Source organism: Mesorhizobium sp. M0800, assembly GCF_040320095.1.
Taxonomy (GTDB): Bacteria; Pseudomonadota; Alphaproteobacteria; order Rhizobiales; family Rhizobiaceae; genus Mesorhizobium.
Genome location: NZ_JAMYOZ010000013.1, coordinates 137,263 through 152,053, shown reverse-complemented (window position 1 = coordinate 152,053; position 14,791 = coordinate 137,263). Strand labels below are relative to the sequence as shown.

General features: G+C 63.3%; 16 protein-coding genes. 3 read left to right on the top strand and 13 right to left on the bottom strand.

The features are described from left to right. Nucleotides 1-272 precede the first annotated feature (272 nt). Both NKI18_RS17775 and NKI18_RS17770 read right to left on the bottom strand, forming a co-directional pair. Entirely contained in the window at nucleotides 273-1,514 is a 1,242-nt protein-coding gene (locus tag NKI18_RS17775; protein ID WP_352615277.1) for a class I SAM-dependent RNA methyltransferase, read from the bottom strand. Next, nucleotides 1,511-2,290 (bottom strand): TlyA family RNA methyltransferase, encoded by a 780-nt coding sequence (locus tag NKI18_RS17770; protein WP_352449892.1) that lies wholly within the window; start codon nucleotides 2,288-2,290, stop codon nucleotides 1,511-1,513. Before NKI18_RS17770 ends, NKI18_RS17775 begins: the two co-directional genes overlap by 4 nt. A gap of 175 nt (nucleotides 2,291-2,465) precedes the next feature. On the opposite strand from NKI18_RS17770, the gene NKI18_RS17765 reads away from it, so the two are divergent. Further along, nucleotides 2,466-2,867 (top strand): GFA family protein, encoded by a 402-nt coding sequence (locus NKI18_RS17765; RefSeq protein WP_352615276.1) that lies wholly within the window; start codon nucleotides 2,466-2,468, stop codon nucleotides 2,865-2,867. Nucleotides 2,868-2,894: 27 nt separating this feature from the next. Here the strand turns inward: NKI18_RS17765 and NKI18_RS17760 are convergent, their stop codons facing one another. From NKI18_RS17760 to NKI18_RS17730, 7 genes are all read right to left on the bottom strand, one after another. Continuing rightward, nucleotides 2,895-3,188 (bottom strand): hypothetical protein, encoded by a 294-nt coding sequence (locus NKI18_RS17760; RefSeq protein WP_352615274.1) that lies wholly within the window; start codon nucleotides 3,186-3,188, stop codon nucleotides 2,895-2,897. A gap of 210 nt (nucleotides 3,189-3,398) precedes the next feature. Next, a complete protein-coding gene (gene dxs / locus NKI18_RS17755; protein ID WP_352615272.1) occupies nucleotides 3,399-5,312 on the bottom strand; it encodes a 1-deoxy-D-xylulose-5-phosphate synthase in 1,914 nt (637 codons plus the stop codon). Nucleotides 5,313-5,393: 81 nt separating this feature from the next. Further along, complete coding sequence (locus tag NKI18_RS17750) at nucleotides 5,394-6,314, bottom strand: pirin family protein (protein WP_352615270.1); 921 nt, start codon at nucleotides 6,312-6,314, stop codon at nucleotides 5,394-5,396. Nucleotides 6,315-6,323: 9 nt separating this feature from the next. Beyond that, nucleotides 6,324-6,590, bottom strand: coding sequence for a DUF2277 domain-containing protein (locus NKI18_RS17745; protein ID WP_023716908.1), 267 nt, complete (start codon nucleotides 6,588-6,590; stop codon nucleotides 6,324-6,326). Between the two features lie 109 nt (nucleotides 6,591-6,699). After that, entirely contained in the window at nucleotides 6,700-6,951 is a 252-nt protein-coding gene (locus NKI18_RS17740; RefSeq protein ID WP_352615268.1) for an exodeoxyribonuclease VII small subunit, read from the bottom strand. Between the two features lie 3 nt (nucleotides 6,952-6,954). Then, nucleotides 6,955-7,881 carry a histone deacetylase family protein gene (locus NKI18_RS17735; RefSeq protein WP_023674116.1) on the bottom strand — a complete coding sequence of 309 codons (927 nt, stop codon included), beginning with the start codon at nucleotides 7,879-7,881 and terminating at the stop codon, nucleotides 6,955-6,957. 133 nt (nucleotides 7,882-8,014) lie between these two features. Beyond that, complete coding sequence (locus NKI18_RS17730) at nucleotides 8,015-8,668, bottom strand: TetR/AcrR family transcriptional regulator (RefSeq protein ID WP_352615266.1); 654 nt, start codon at nucleotides 8,666-8,668, stop codon at nucleotides 8,015-8,017. A gap of 118 nt (nucleotides 8,669-8,786) precedes the next feature. Between NKI18_RS17730 and NKI18_RS17725 the strand changes: the two genes are divergently transcribed. After that, nucleotides 8,787-10,010 carry an MFS transporter gene (locus tag NKI18_RS17725; RefSeq protein ID WP_352615264.1) on the top strand — a complete coding sequence of 408 codons (1,224 nt, stop codon included), beginning with the start codon at nucleotides 8,787-8,789 and terminating at the stop codon, nucleotides 10,008-10,010. Nucleotides 10,011-10,068: 58 nt separating this feature from the next. Here NKI18_RS17725 and ribB read toward each other — a convergent pair whose 3' ends face one another. Beyond that, complete coding sequence (gene ribB / locus NKI18_RS17720) at nucleotides 10,069-11,169, bottom strand: 3,4-dihydroxy-2-butanone-4-phosphate synthase (protein ID WP_352449900.1); 1,101 nt, start codon at nucleotides 11,167-11,169, stop codon at nucleotides 10,069-10,071. Between the two features lie 89 nt (nucleotides 11,170-11,258). Then, nucleotides 11,259-12,359, bottom strand: coding sequence for a chorismate synthase (gene aroC / locus NKI18_RS17715; RefSeq protein WP_254818437.1), 1,101 nt, complete (start codon nucleotides 12,357-12,359; stop codon nucleotides 11,259-11,261). Nucleotides 12,360-12,634: 275 nt separating this feature from the next. On the opposite strand from aroC, the gene NKI18_RS17710 reads away from it, so the two are divergent. Beyond that, nucleotides 12,635-12,898, top strand: coding sequence for a DUF1344 domain-containing protein (locus NKI18_RS17710; RefSeq protein WP_023716902.1), 264 nt, complete (start codon nucleotides 12,635-12,637; stop codon nucleotides 12,896-12,898). Between the two features lie 63 nt (nucleotides 12,899-12,961). Here NKI18_RS17710 and NKI18_RS17705 read toward each other — a convergent pair whose 3' ends face one another. Then, complete coding sequence (locus NKI18_RS17705) at nucleotides 12,962-13,549, bottom strand: histidine phosphatase family protein (protein WP_352456876.1); 588 nt, start codon at nucleotides 13,547-13,549, stop codon at nucleotides 12,962-12,964. Nucleotides 13,550-13,580: 31 nt separating this feature from the next. Then, nucleotides 13,581-14,399 carry an enoyl-ACP reductase FabI gene (gene fabI / locus NKI18_RS17700; RefSeq protein ID WP_031211054.1) on the bottom strand — a complete coding sequence of 273 codons (819 nt, stop codon included), beginning with the start codon at nucleotides 14,397-14,399 and terminating at the stop codon, nucleotides 13,581-13,583. Between the last annotated feature and the right edge of the window lie 392 nt (nucleotides 14,400-14,791).

Below are 14,791 nucleotides of genomic sequence, written 5' to 3'. Positions count from 1 at the left end.
GAAAGAGGTCGCGTCATCCGATGCTGGCCTCCACTCCAGCCAGCATCTTGAATCACAAAACCGACTGATCCGGAATCCCCTTCGATTCCGTCAAATCAGGAACGCTCTAGCAGTTCAGCGACCCGCCTTGGCGAGAGAAACGGTGCCCGCTCCTCGCCGAAGCGCGATGCCGAAATTTCGAAGGCTGCGGTGCTCATGGCAATTCCCTAGTACAGTCTGAACGACGTGCGCTAAAAATGTGCTTTTTTGGTGCGCGTTTCAGGCCCTGGTTGCTAGCGCCTTCGTCTCGGCTTCTCCAACAGCGCCACGACCTCGACATGCGGCGACCACAGGAACTGGTCGATCGGCGTCACGCTCTTCAGGGTATAGCCGCCGTCCATGAGGATGCGTAGGTCCCGCGCCAGCGTTACCGGATTGCAAGACACCGCGGCGACGAGCGGCACGTCGGAGCGCGCGATCTGCTTCGACTGGTCCTCGGCGCCGGCGCGAGGCGGGTCGAAGACAACGCCGTCAAAGGTATTCAACTCCTTGAATGTGAGCGGCCTCCGGAACAGGTCGCGACGTTCGCCGGTCACCCGCTTCAGGCCGCTGGCGAAACGGAATGCCCGGTCAAGCGCCGCGAGTGCTGCCGCATCGCCTTCCACCGCGTGAACCTCCGATCTTGCGGCCAGGCGCAGCGCGAAGCTGCCGCAGCCGGCGAAGAGATCGGCGACCTTCTTGGCGCGCGCGAAATGCTGGCCGACAATGTTGGCCATCGCCTGTTCGGCAGCTTCGGTCGCCTGCAGGAAAGCGCCCGGAGGCACTGCGACGGCGACGCCACCAAACAGGACGACCGGTTTGTTTGGTTCGATAATGACCTCGCCGTCGACCGACAGCCTGGCTAGCCCTTCCGCGATGACGAAGTTGGAAGCGACGCGGCGCTGGTTCTCGCCGAGCTTGCCGGAATCGTGAACCGCGACATCGAGGCCGGAACCGGTCACCGTCACCGCCATGTGGAACGATTTGGTCGTGGTGCAGATCAGTCCGGCAAGCATCCTCAAACGGTCGAGCGCAGCGACGATCTGCGGCGCCGAGATCGGGCATTCCTCGATCGAGATGATCTCGGATGACAGCGCGCGAACGAAGCCGAACTGCATTCCCGCCTCGCTCCGCCGGGCGGTGAAGACGACACGGCGGCGTGTGTGCGGCGCGCACGGCACCAGCGCCCCGACATCGCAAGCGATGCCCTTGCTCTTCAGCGCATGCACGACCTTTTCGCGCTTCCACCGGTGATAGGCTTCAGTCTCGAGATGCTGGACGGCGCAGCCGCCGCATGCGCCGAAATGCCGGCACGGCGGATCGACCCGCAACCGCGAAGCCTGAAGGACCGACATCAAGGTGGCGCGATCTTTCTCCCGCGCGGCGGTGACGACCTCTCCCGGCAGCGCGAACGGAATGAAAACCTCGCCGGTTTCCGTCTCGGCGATGCCGTCGCCCTGCGAGCCCAACCTTGCGATCGTGAAACGGGTGCTCATCGCTTCTGGGTCTCGACGTCCTTGATGCCGCCGAGCAGGAACTCGCGGTTGCCGTCGCCGCCCTCTATCGGTGACAGATGAAGCCCCAGCGAGCGCCAGCCGGGAATGGCATCGAGCCAGTCCTGCATCAGGCCGGCAATGCGCGCCGCATCATAGGGGTCCTTCAGCAGGCCGCCCTTGCCGATCGCCTCGCGGCCGGCCTCGAATTGCGGCTTGACCAGAAACACAGCTTTTGCGCCATTCCTGGCCAAGGCAAGCGCCGGCGGCAGCGCTAGTTTCAGCGATATGAAGCTGACATCCGAGACGATGAAATCCGGCACACGGCCGCCGAGATCGGCGGCCGACAGTTCGCGCGCATTCAGGCCTTCAATTACCGTCACGCGCGGATCGCCGGCAATGTCGGAGTGCATCTGGCCGTGCCCGACATCGATCGCCGTGACATGCGCCGCGCCGCGTTCGAGCAGCACCTGCGTAAAGCCGCCGGTCGAGGCGCCGACATCGAGCGCTTCGCTGCCGGTGGGGTCGAGGGCGAAATGGTCGAGACCAGCCTTCAGCTTCAGTGCAGCGCGCGACACGTAACCTTGCGCCGGATCGTCAACGACGATGTTGCACTCAGGCAGAACGGCCTGGCCCGGCTTGAGGGCGACGATGCCATCGACCGTCACGGTGCCGCGCTCGACCGCGTCGCGGGCACGCGAGCGGCTGGCAAACAGGCCGCGCTGGACGAGCAATTCGTCGAGCCGCTGGCGTATGCTGGCTGGCGGAAGGGAAGTCATCGGCCTTCATGGCGAAAGCCAACGATGATGGCAAGGAGATTGGCGATCAGACAAGGCATAGTTGGAAAGGCGGTGAACGCATCAAGCCACTGCGCTGTTTGTCGAACCTCGCACGAGACCCGACGCAATGCTAAGAAAGAGATGCCGTTTAGCCGTCGAAACGTGGAGGAGGAACATGCTGACGGGAACCTGCCACTGCGGCGCAGCCCACTGGACCCTGGAGGGCGATCCCGGTTCGATCACTGCCTGCAATTGCACACTTTGCCGTCGCTACGGCACGCTCTGGGCTTACGACTATGTCGACGAACGCATCCGCCTTGCCGGGCCCGTAAGCGCCTATCGGCGCGTCGGAAAGGCTCATCCTTCGCTTGAGATTCTCTTCTGCCCAACCTGCGCTTGCGTCCTGGCCTGGCGCGGTTTGCATCCCGATGCGGCTGGGCGCTACCGCATCGCCGTCAATGTGAGGCTTGCGCCGCCCGAGGCCGTCTCCGATCTCCCGATCGACCATTTCGAGGGTCTCGATACATTCGAGGATTTGCCGAGAGATGGTCGCTGCGTGCGGGACATGTGGTTCTAGTTTCTAGAGTCTCTTCGGGATCATGCTTTAGAATATGGTCCGCGAAACCCGCCGTTCGACGGCCGGCGTCAGACCGTCGCTGCTGTCGCCGGACACCTGCGGGCGCGGCCGGTCAGCGGAACTGGACGCCTTCGGCAAGGTATCTGGCATGACGACGAATTGCGGCGCCTGCTTGTAGGAAAAGCCGCCACGGATCTCGCCGATCTTGCCGGCAACGATGCCCATCACCGCCTCTTCGAGTTTGCGGTCGTAGCGCGTTTCGGCCCCGGCCGACGCGGCGAAGATGGCCGCAAGCGCGATGCCGCCCAAAAGCGATCTCATTGGTCTTCTTTCCCCTGCCTGGTTGCCTTCTAGCAGGGCGGCATTGAAGAACGGCCAAAGGACACGGTAAGCAAATCGCCAAACGGCAGCGTAAACAGCATGTTACGACTGTTCGCCGGCAATTTGATTCAAGCAGTTGAGATATTGATTCAGGCTGGCATCTTGCAGCCAAGTTGAATCGCGTCGGCGTCGCCGGAATGCGTCTAAAAGCTAGGCGCGCTGGGCCTGCGCGGTATGCCCCAACGCCACGAACACGGTGCGCACGATGCCGGCGCTGTCCAGCCCGGCATCGGCATACATCTTTTCCGGCTTGGCATGGTCGACAAATGTATCGGGCAGCACCAGCGGGCGCACCTTCAAGCCGCTCTCCAGCAGCCCTTCATGGGCCAGGAACTGCAGCACATGGCTGGCGAAGCCGCCGACCGCGCCCTCTTCCACCGTCACCAGTATCTCGTGTGAACGGGCCAGCCGCCGGATCAGGTCCTCGTCGAGCGGCTTGGCAAAACGGGCATCGGCGACCGTGGTCGAAAGCCCGGCCGCGCCAAGCTCCTCGGCCGCGGCCAGGCAATCCTGCAGCCTGGTGCCGAAGGAAAGCAGCGCAACCTTGGTGCCTTCCCTGACGATCCGGCCCTTGCCGATCTCCAATACCGAGCCGCGTTGCGGCATCTCGACGCCAACGCCGTTGCCGCGCGGGTAGCGGAAGGCGATCGGGCCGTCATCGTAGCTTGCAGCGGTGCGTACCATGTGGCGCAGCTCGGCCTCATCGGCCGCGGCCATGACGACGAAACCGGGCAGCGTCGCCAGGAAGGTCGTGTCGAAGGCGCCGCAATGGGTGGCACCATCGGCGCCGACGAAGCCGGCGCGATCGATCGGAAAGCGCACTGGCAATTTCTGGATCGCCACGTCGTGGACGACCTGGTCGTAGGCGCGCTGCAGGAAGGTCGAGTAGATCGCCGCGAAAGGCTTGAAGCCTTCCGTGGCAAGGCCGGCGGCGAAGGTCACCGCATGTTGCTCGGCGATGCCGACATCGAAGGTCCTCGCCGGAAACGCTTCGCCGAACAGATCAAGCCCGGTGCCGTTCGGCATGGCGGCGGTGATGGCGACGATGCGGTCGTCCTCTCGGGCCTCCTGGATCAGGCTTTCGGCAAACACCTTGGTGTAGCTCGGCGCATTGGCGGGCGCCTTGGCCTGGGCGCCAGTGATGACGTCGAATTTGTTGACGCCATGATATTTGTCGGCCGCTGCCTCGGCCGGGGCGTAGCCCTTGCCTTTCTGGGTCACGACATGGATCAGCACCGGGCCGTCGGCATTGTCGCGGACGTTCTTCAGCACCGGGATCAGGTGCTCGAGGTTGTGACCGTCGATCGGACCGATGTGGTAGAAACCCATCTCCTCGAACAGCGTGCCGCCGGTGACGTAACCGCGCGCATGCTCGACCGCTCGCTTGATGGCGCGATCGGCGCGCTCGCCGAGATACGACGTCAGCTTCTTGCCGAAATCGCGCAAGCCCAGATAGGTCTTGCCCGACGCCAGACGGGCCAGATAGGCGCTCATTGCGCCGGTCGGCGGAGCGATCGACATATCGTTGTCGTTTAAGATGACGATCAGCCGGGCATCGAGTGCGCCGGCATTGTTCATCGCCTCATAGGCCATGCCGGCCGACATGGCGCCGTCGCCGATGATGGCAATGACATTGTTGCGGCCATCGGACAGATCGCGCGCCATCGCCATGCCGAGGCCGGCTGAAATCGAGGTTGAGGAGTGGGCTGCGCCGAACGGATCGTATTCGCTCTCGACGCGACGCGTGAAGCCGGACAGGCCGCCCTCCTGCCGCAGCGTGCGGATGCGGTCGCGGCGGCCGGTCAGGATCTTGTGCGGATAAGCCTGGTGGCCGACGTCCCAGATCAGCCGGTCGTCCGGCGTGTTGAAGACGTAGTGCAGCGCGACGGTCAACTCGACGACGCCAAGGCCGGCGCCGAGATGGCCGCCGGTGTGGGAAACGACGTCGATCAGTTCGGCGCGAAGCTCTGACGCCAGCTGCGGCAGGTCGCCTTCGGCAAGCGTGCGCAAATCGGCTGGGACGCGGACCTTGTCGAGAAGCGGCGTATCGGGCTTTGCGTTCACTGTTTGCGAGCCTGGTCAGATTTTCTGTTCATCGTGAAATATGCCGCTGGCCGGCGAATGTAAATGTGGCGGTAACGCGCATCAGCTTTCGGGCAGCGGGATGAACTCTTGCTCGTCTCCAGGAACGATATCGAAGCGGCCCGTCTTCCATTCTTCTTTCGCCTGCTCGATGCGTTCCTTTGAGGACGATACGAAATTCCACCAGATATAACGTTTCGAACCGAGCGAAGCGCCGCCAAACAGCATGAAATGGGCGCCGCGTTCCGATGAGACAACGATCTCATCGCCGGGCCGGAAAACCAGCAGCCGCTCGGCCGGGAAGCGGTCACCGGATATCGAAACCTCGCCTTCCAGCGTATAGATGGCGCGCTCCTCGGCATCGGCCGGGATTTTCACGCTGGCACCCGGCGCCAGCCTGAGATCGGCATAAAGCGTGTCCGAAGCGGTGGCGACCGGGGAGCGCAGTCCGGAAAACGCACCGATGATCACACGGCCGCTAACCCCCTCCGCATCGATTTCGGGCAGGCGCAGGGCCGCGGTGTTCTCGAAGACCGGCGCGACTTCTTCCTTGCCGTCCGGCAGCGCCAGCCATGTCTGCAGGCCGGAAACCGACATCGGCGCGCCGCGCAGTTCTTCCGGCGTCCGCTCCGAATGGACGATGCCACGGCCGGCGGTCATCAAATTCACGTCCCCGGGCTGGATTACCATCTCGGTGCCGAGCGAATCGCGGTGCCTGATCTTGCCATCGAACAGGTAAGTCACCGTAGACAGGCCGATATGTGGGTGCGGACGCACGTCCAGCGCCTGGCCCGCTCGCAGAACGGCTGGACCCATGCGGTCGAAGAAGATGAAGGGTCCGACCAGCCGGCGCCTGGCCGTCGGCAAGGCGCGGCGAACCTGAAATCCGCCAATATCCTTGGCATTCGGAATAACCATCAGCTCGATCTGATCGCTGGCGAAGGTATCGCCCATCTGCGGATCGTTTCCGGGAAAGAAGCTCACGCGGTCCCCTCAGGCGAAGCGAAGTGCGGATTTGGCCTTCGCCTTGGCCGCCACCTCTTCGCGATTGCGCGGATGCTGCGTCGTCTCGAGGCTGTCGAGCAATTCGCGCGCCGAGGCGGCAATGGCCTCGACGGCATGGTCGAACGCATGCTGGTTCTGTTTCGACGGCCGCGTCGTTCCGCTCAGCTTGCGGACAAACTGAAGTGCGGCATCGCGGACCTCGTCATTGGTTGCCGGCGGATCGAAATTGAACAGGGTTTTGATGTTTCTGCACATCGTTCGCAATCTCCTCTCGTCCTGGAGCCGTTTCAAACGGGATGAGTTTTACCCTCAATCGTGATGATGTCCAAAGCCGGTAAGCAAAATTGTCGTTCGAGGCCGCGCCTCAATCCGCGTCCAACGGCTCTGTCCCCACCGGCTTGCCGTCACGCGACAGCCTGATTTTCTCGACCTTGTCCTCGGCCGCCTTCAGCAGCTGGTCGCAATGCGCCTTCAGCGCCTCGCCGCGCTCATAGATGCGGATCGACTGGTCGAGCGGCACGTCGCCGCGCTCCAGATCGTCGACGATCCTCTCCAGCGCCTCGAGCGCCTGCTCGAAGCTCATCGCCTTGACATCCTCGTTAGTCTCACCAGCCATCATCTATCCCTTCATCAGCCGCCCGACATGGGCGGCGACTGAAAATGCCAATCCCTGCAGATCGTAGCCGCCCTCGAGCACGCTGACGAGCCGGTTGCGGCTACGGCGCCCGGCTCGTTCGAGCAACTGGCCGGTCGCCCAGTCGAAATCATCCTCGGTCAGGTTGATCTCGGCCAGCGGATCGCGGTGGTGGGCATCGAAACCGGCGGAGATGATGATGAGGTCGGGCGCAAAATTGTCGAGCGCCGGCAGGATGCGTGACAGAAAGGCGTCGCGGAAACTATCGCTGCCGCTCTGCGGCGCCAGCGGCGCGTTGACAATGTTGCCGGCGCCGGTTTCGCTCACGGCCCCGGTTCCCGGGTAAAGCGGCATCTGGTGTGTCGAGCAATAGAGCACCGATGGATCGTCCCAGAAAATGTCCTGCGTGCCGTTGCCGTGATGCACATCCCAGTCGACGACGGCGACGCGGTCGGCGCCATGGTTCTTCTGCGCGTAGCGTGCCGCGATCGCGGCGGTGTTGAACAGGCAAAAGCCCATGGAGGTGGTCTTTTCGGCATGATGGCCGGGCGGCCGTGCGGCGACGAAGACGTTTTCGGCACGGCCGGTGAAGACGTCGTCGACCGCGGCGTTGGCTGCGCCGATCGCGGTCACGGCCGCCTGCCAGCTCTTCGGGCTGGCGGTGGTGTCGGCGTCGATACGGGCGATGCCGGTGTCCGGAATCGCTGCGCGGACACGTTCGACGAATTCGGGCGGATGCGCGTAGAGGATGGTTGCCTCGTCGCCTTCGGGCGCCTGGACGCGATCGAGCGCCGCGAAGGCCTCGTCGTCAAGCACACGCTCTATGGCGCGCAAACGGTCCGGCCGCTCCGGATGACCGGGCGGTGTTATGTGCTCGAGGAAAATCGGGTGGGTGTAAAGTCTCGTGACCATGCCCCGATATAGGCGCGCCTCGCCGCTTTGGCCATGTTTTCGCGCGCTGGTGAGGCGATGTTCAACAGGGTTTAGGCAATCGGCGTCGGCTGAGCCCACCGCGAGCCGCCTGGGATCGGCGAAAAGAACGACCTCAGGCCGGTGATCGGTCAATCTGGGGCTGCTTCGCTGACGATCGATCAGGCTTAGGCAGCTTGCCGGTGCGATTGAGCAGCCCTTCCAGAAGAACCTTGAATGCCTTCACTGCCTTCTTCGACGTCGCTTCGGGATCGTTCGAATTTGCGATCCACTGCGCCGCATGCAGCGAGGCGCCGCTGACCAGCCTTGCCGCGGCTTCGGGATCGACGGCGAGAATTGTCCCCTCGTCGCTCAGTCTTTGCAGGCTCTCTGTCATCGAGCGGATGCATGTGCTCTGGCTTGGCCATTGCGATGGATCGCCGAGCACCGCCGGCCCGTCGCGAAGCACGATACGCTGGATCTCCGGCTCCAGCGCCATCTCGATATAAGCGGTGCATTCGTCGACAAAGCCCTGCCAGAGATTGTCCGGCTTGGCCGAAACGACCTTCAGCCGGGCCGACATTTCGGCATCGATCTCGGCAATGACCGCCTGGAGTAGGCCCTTCTTGTCGCCGAAGTGATGATAGAGCGCACCGCGCGTCAGCCCGGCCGATGCCGTGAAATCGTCCATCGAGGCTTCGGCATAGCCGAGCGTGCCGAAGGCCTGGCGCGCCGCCCCGATCAGCTTGGCGCGGGTTTCGGCAATCATCTCCTTGCGTGGTCTATGCATGCTCTGGCCCTATTAACATACGTCTCGTATGCCAATTGACATACGCCGCGTATGATCTATTTAAACTCATACGCCACGTATGTAATCGCCGAACCGGCCGTTGTCGAGGAGCCAGACCATGCAAAATCCCTATTCCCAGATCTTTCGCGCGCCCGGCGCCAAGGGCTTCGCCGCGGCCGGCTTCGTTGCCCGGCTGCCGATCGCCATGGCTCCGATCGGGATCGTCGCAATGCTGTCGCAGACCGATGGCGAGTACTGGCTGGCCGGCGCCGTCTCCGCGACATATGCGCTGGCCAACGCTTTCGTCGCCCCGCAGGTATCACGGCTGGTGGACCGCCTCGGCCAGACGCGGATTGTGGTGCCGACCACTGTGATTTCCACGCTCGCTTTCGCAATCCTCATTGCGGCGGCCAATCAGCATTGGCCGATATGGACGCTATTCGTCTCGGCGCTGCTCGCCGCCGTCATGCCCAGCATCCCGGCAATGGTGCGCGCACGCTGGACCGAGATTTTTCGCAACCGCCCCGAGTTGAACACGGCGTTCGCCTTCGAGTCGGCGGCGGACGAACTGGTCTACATCGCCGGCGCATCGCTGTCGGTAGGGCTGAGCGTCGCGCTTTTCCCGGAAGCGGGAGTGCTCGCGAGCACGTTGTTCCTCGCATTCGGTTCGACGGCCTTCATCCTGCAGCGCTCGACCGAACCGCGAGCCCGACCGGTGGAACATGGTTCAGGCGGCTCGGCAATCCGCCTGCGGCCGGTCCAGCTCATCACCTTGGCCCTGATCTTCATCGGCGCGACCTTCGCAACCACGGAGGTGAGCACGGTGGCGATCACCAAGGAGCTTGGCCAGCCAGGGGCCGCCAGCTTCGTCATCGGCGTCTACGCGCTCGGATCGTTCGTCGTCGGCATCATCATTGGCGCCCTGAACCTGAAACTGCCGCTGCAACTTCAGCTTGCCATCGCAATCGCCATCATTGCGCTTACCACGCTGCCGCTGCTCGTCGCCGACACAGTACCGCTGCTGGCACTGGCCGTCTTCGTCAGCGGCGTGGCGATCTCGCCGACCTTCATCACGGCATTCGGCCTGATCGAGCGGCGCGTGCCCGAGGCGGTGCTGACCGAAGGCGTGACCTGGGTGATGACCGGCATCGGCATCGGCATGGCGCTCGGCTCGTTCGCCGCCGGCTGGGTGGTGGACGCTTTCGGCGCGCAGAACGGGTTCTGGGTATCGGTGGCATCGGGCACAATCGCGCTGGTCATCGTGCTCGCCGGCCAGCGCAGCCTTGCCGCGCCGAACTGCGACATGGCTGCATGCGACGCAGCCGCGGTCGCTGCGGAATAGTTTCCGGTGCGTCCGGCCCGAGCCGGGGCCGGGCGCATACCAGCACCATGAGAATGGCCTAAAGAATCTCGGTCTTGGCGATGTGGATGCCAAAGCCTTCGAGGCCGACATAATGGCGCTCGCGCGAGGCGATCAGGTTTATCGAGGAAATGCCGAGATCCTTGAGGATTTGCGCGCCGAGGCCGATCTCGCGCCATTCGTTTTCGCGGCGACGAGCCTCTTCGTGATCCTCGCGGTCGCCGGCAGCCGGGCGCTTGCGCTCCTGATGGGCGACGCCGACCGAGCCTTCGCGCAGATAGACGATGACGCCGCGCTGGCGCTCGCCCATCGCCTTCATGATGGCGTCCAGCCGGTGGCTGGTGCCGAAGACGTCGCTGACCACGTCCTCGGAATGAAGGCGCACCGGCACCTCGACGCCGTCGCGGATATCGCCGAAGACGACCGCCACGTGATGCATGGAATCCCAGGGCAGCGTGTAGGTGAAGACCTGCGCCTTGCCGCCCGGCGTCTCGATGTCGGAACAGGCGACGCGCTCAACCAGCGTTTCCTTGCGTTGCCGGTAGCCGATAAGGTCGGCAACCGAGATCTGCTTCAACCCGTGCTTTTCGGCGAAGGCCTGCACCTGCGGGCCACGCATGACGGTGCCGTCATCATTGACCAGCTCGGAAATGACGCCGACCGGCGGCAGGCCGGCGAGCTTGCAGAGGTCGACAGCGGCCTCGGTATGGCCCGAACGCATCAGCACGCCGCCTTCGCGCGCGATCAGCGGAAAGATGTGGCCGGGCCGGACGAAATCGGAGGCGCCGACATTGCCGTTGGCGAGATTGCGCACCGTCAGCGTGCGGTCGTCCGCCGAAATGCCCGTCGTGGTGCCGTGCTTGAAGTCGACGCTGACGGTAAAGGCAGTGGTGTGGGCGGAATCATTGTCGGCCACCATCGGCGACAGGTTGAGCCGCTTTGCTTCCTCGCGCGGCATCGGCGTGCAGACGATGCCCGACGTGTTGCGGACGATGAACGCCATCTTTTCCGGCGTGCAATGGACGGCGGCGACGATCAGATCGCCCTCGTTCTCGCGGCCGTCATCGTCCATGACGACGACGATCTCGCCGCGCTCGAAGGCGCGCAGGGCTTCGACGATTTTCTTCTGGTCGTAAGGCATAAGTGCTCGCTTCGCTCGCAGGGAATAGGGCAGTACGGGAGTAGGGGAAAGGAAAAAATGCTGTCGTGGGAGTTGCGTAACCTACTCCCCTACTCCCTTCCCGTTTGTCCCCGATGACGCAGATAATGATCGGCAATGGCGCAGGCAACCATCGCCTCGCCGATCGGCACGGCGCGGATGCCGACGCATGGATCGTGGCGGCCCTTGGTCATGATCTCGACGTCGTTGCCGTCCTTGTCGATCGACTTTCGCGGCGTCAAGATCGACGAGGTCGGCTTGACGGCGAAACGCGCGACGATCGCCTGGCCGGTCGAGATGCCGCCGAGGATGCCGCCGGCATTGTTGGACAGGAAGACCGGCTTGCCGTCATTGCCCATGCGCATCTCATCGGCATTCTCCTCGCCGGTGATGCGGGCGGCCTCGAAACCGTTGCCGATCTCGACGCCCTTGACGGCGTTGATCGACATCAGGCCGGCGGCGATGTCCTGGTCGAGCTTGGCATAGATCGGCGCGCCAAGCCCCGCCGGAACGCCATCGGCGACGATCTCGATGACCGCACCGACCGAGGAGCCCGCCTTGCGGATGCCGTCCAGATATTTGGTGAAGACGGCGACGGACGCCGGATCGGGAGTGAAGAATGGGTTTTCAGCGTCGCCGACGAAATTCCAGTTCCAATTGGCGCGATCGATCGATTTATCGCCCATCGACACCAGCGCGCCGCGCACCACCATGCCGGGCACGACCTTGCGGGCAAGCGCTCCGGCCGCCACCCGCGCCGCCGTCTCACGCGCCGAGGAGCGGCCGCCGCCGCGGTAATCGCGCAGGCCGTATTTGACCTCGTAAGTGTAGTCGGCATGGCCCGGCCGGAACTGGCGGGCGATGTCGCCATAGTCCTTGGAGCGCTGGTCGACGTTCTCGATCAGCATCGACACCGGCGTGCCGGTGGTGATCATCGTCTCGCCGTCCTCATCGAGAATGAAGCCGGACAGGACCTTGACCTCGTCAGGTTCGCGACGCTGCGTCACAAAACGTGACTGGCCGGGGCGGCGCTTGTCGAGTTCGGCCTGGATCTCGTCGCGAGTGAAGCGGATGCCTGGCGGACAGCCGTCGACGACGCAGCCCAGCGCCGGCCCATGGCTTTCGCCCCAGGTGGTGACGCGGAAAAGATGGCCGAACGTGTTGTGCGACATGGAACCAGCCCTGCCGGCGTCGGAGCCGGCTCAGCGCATGACCCCGAAAATCGGAGCGATTTTCGGAAAGGATCATGCACAAAAACAAAAGTGCTACAGCGTCCTTTGCGCGTCCAGGAGGACGCGCGGCGCTGTCGCCTGCCTTCTATTGGCGTTTTCCACAGTGGTCAAACTGTGATCCGGCGGATTTAGTTTTGACACATTCGATTGGTTTCTGCTCAGTTCCGTTCCGTTGGACCGAGCCGCTGTACCGGCAATGATTAAAGAGGACGATGATGCGTATTCTGATTGGCGCTGTTGCCGCCACGCTGTTGATCTCCACCGCCGCCTTCGCCGGCCAGACCGAAGGCCTGATCAAGAAGGTCGACAAGGATGCGCTGACGCTGACGCTGGACGACGGCAAGTCCTACAAGCTGAACGCCGAAACCGACCTCGATGCGCTGAAGCCAGGCATGGACATCGTCCTCGCCTATGACGTGACGAATGGCGAGAACGTCGTCACCGATATGGAACTGCCGGACACCGGATCGACCGAGTAGGACGCGTCGATATTCAGCTGATGCCGGCCCGACCTGATCTCAACATACGCTAGGTCATCGGTCTCAAAGCCACTCCAGGCGCCGGCCGTCCAGTCTGAGCACGCGGTCCTGCGGCACTTCCATGCTGACCGCATCTTGTTCGGACATCCCAAGTACCAAGCGGAACATTACGCGCATGATGCCACCATGGGTCACGCAGACCGTCTGGCGATCGAGCGCGTCGAACCACGGCTTCACCCGCTCGAGCAGCATCTGGTAGCTTTCGGCGCCCTCGCCGGGCGGCTGGAAATTCCATTTATCGAGGCGGCGGCGCCTGGTCGAACCAGGATTGTTCGCCTCGAGTTCGGCAAAGGTGAAACCCTGCCAGTCGCCAAAGCTCAATTCCACGAGCAGCGGCTCGGTACGATAGGCGTGCGGATCGAGCTTCATCGCCGCGCGCAGGCGCTCCATCGTCTCGCGCGTGCGCCGCATCGGGCTGGCGACAAAGTCGAAATCTTCGGGCTTGTCGATGAGTTCGGCCAGTCTGCGCCCGTTGCGGCTAGCCTGCTCGCGGCCAAGCTCGTTGAGGTCGGTATCGGCCTGCCCCTGCAGCCGGGCCTCGGCGTTCCACGCCGTCTGGCCGTGGCGCACGATATAGACGAGCGGGTACATCAGGTCTTCCGGAAGAGGTCAGGCGGTGGCGTCAGTCCTTGACCGTCGAAATATCCGGCGCGTCGACCGCCTTCATGCCGACGACATGATAGCCGGAATCGACATGATGGATCTCGCCGGTGACGCCGCGCGAAAGGTCGGACAGGAAATAGACGCCGGAATCGCCGACCTCCTCCTGCGTCACCGTCTGCTTCAACGGCGAATTGTATTCGTTCCACTTCAGGATATAGCGGAAATCGCCGATGCCGGATGCGGCAAGCGTCTTGATCGGGCCGGCGGAGATCGCGTTGACGCGGATCTTCTTGGCGCCGAGGTCGACGGCCAGATAGCGCACGCTGGCTTCGAGTGCCGCCTTGGCGACACCCATGACGTTGTAGTGCGGCATCACCTTTTCCGCACCGTAATAGGTCAGCGTCAGCAGCGACCCACCATCGGTCATCAGCGCCTCGGCACGTTTGGCGATGGTGGTGAAGGAATAGACCGAAATATCCATTGTACGCAGGAAATTGTCGCGCGTCGTCTCGACATAGCGGCCGGTCAGCTCGTCCTTGTCGGAAAAGGCGATGGCGTGGACGAGGAAATCGAGCTTGCCCCAATGGCTGGCGATATCGGCGAACACCGCATCGAGGCTGGCCGGGTCGGTCACATCGCAATGGCCGGCGACATGCGCGCCCAGTTCCGCGGCAAGCGGCTCGACGCGTTTCTTGAACGCCTCGCCCTGATAGGTCAGCGCGATCTCGGCGCCATGGTCGACACAGGCCTTGGCGATGCCGTAAGCGATCGAGCGATTGTTGGCGATGCCAAGGATAAGGCCGCGCTTGCCGGCCATAAGGCCCCGTCCACCCGCCATGTCAGCGCTCTCCGCAAGGTTCTCTACTTTGTGGAGTGCCTATCGCACAGCCACAGTGCCCCTTCAAGCGTTCAAAGCGGACAGTTCGGGGGACAAAGCCGCTGGTCTACAGAGCCGCGCGTCCTTTGGGCGCGCAAAGGACGCTGTAGCGCCTTGACCTTGCAGTCGTGGGCCAGTGGAAAAATCTGACACTGGTATCGGTGTGGCACGGCGGAAGATGACCCTTTGGCGGAAGTTCGTTGGCCAGTGGCCGAAGTCACGCTCATGACCCCAACTCCGACTTCCATACTTTGAGCCGTGGACGATCGCTTTGCGCCTCATCTCGGCCATTCAAGTTAGCTCGGCCATTGCCTTAAACCGGACATTATAGGCGACCGCGCCGGGGGCCGGCA

What these genes read in the sequence shown, in the direction of transcription:
- NKI18_RS17705 (WP_352456876.1), bottom strand. Translation starts at nt 13,549, where the DNA reads ATGTACCCGCTCGTCTATATCGTGCGCCACGGCCAGACGGCGTGGAAC.
- NKI18_RS17775 (WP_352615277.1), bottom strand. Translation starts at nt 1,514, where the DNA reads ATGAGCACCCGTTTCACGATCGCAAGGTTGGGCTCGCAGGGCGACGGC.
- NKI18_RS17745 (WP_023716908.1), bottom strand. Translation starts at nt 6,590, where the DNA reads ATGTGCAGAAACATCAAAACCCTGTTCAATTTCGATCCGCCGGCAACC.
- ribB (WP_352449900.1), bottom strand. Translation starts at nt 11,169, where the DNA reads ATGCCTTACGACCAGAAGAAAATCGTCGAAGCCCTGCGCGCCTTCGAG.
- fabI (WP_031211054.1), bottom strand. Translation starts at nt 14,399, where the DNA reads ATGGCGGGTGGACGGGGCCTTATGGCCGGCAAGCGCGGCCTTATCCTT.
- NKI18_RS17770 (WP_352449892.1), bottom strand. Translation starts at nt 2,290, where the DNA reads ATGACTTCCCTTCCGCCAGCCAGCATACGCCAGCGGCTCGACGAATTG.
- NKI18_RS17740 (WP_352615268.1), bottom strand. Translation starts at nt 6,951, where the DNA reads ATGGCTGGTGAGACTAACGAGGATGTCAAGGCGATGAGCTTCGAGCAG.
- NKI18_RS17735 (WP_023674116.1), bottom strand. Translation starts at nt 7,881, where the DNA reads ATGGTCACGAGACTTTACACCCACCCGATTTTCCTCGAGCACATAACA.
- NKI18_RS17725 (WP_352615264.1), top strand. Translation starts at nt 8,787, where the DNA reads ATGCAAAATCCCTATTCCCAGATCTTTCGCGCGCCCGGCGCCAAGGGC.
- NKI18_RS17765 (WP_352615276.1), top strand. Translation starts at nt 2,466, where the DNA reads ATGCTGACGGGAACCTGCCACTGCGGCGCAGCCCACTGGACCCTGGAG.
- aroC (WP_254818437.1), bottom strand. Translation starts at nt 12,359, where the DNA reads ATGTCGCACAACACGTTCGGCCATCTTTTCCGCGTCACCACCTGGGGC.
- NKI18_RS17730 (WP_352615266.1), bottom strand. Translation starts at nt 8,668, where the DNA reads ATGCATAGACCACGCAAGGAGATGATTGCCGAAACCCGCGCCAAGCTG.
- NKI18_RS17710 (WP_023716902.1), top strand. Translation starts at nt 12,635, where the DNA reads ATGCGTATTCTGATTGGCGCTGTTGCCGCCACGCTGTTGATCTCCACC.
- NKI18_RS17760 (WP_352615274.1), bottom strand. Translation starts at nt 3,188, where the DNA reads ATGAGATCGCTTTTGGGCGGCATCGCGCTTGCGGCCATCTTCGCCGCG.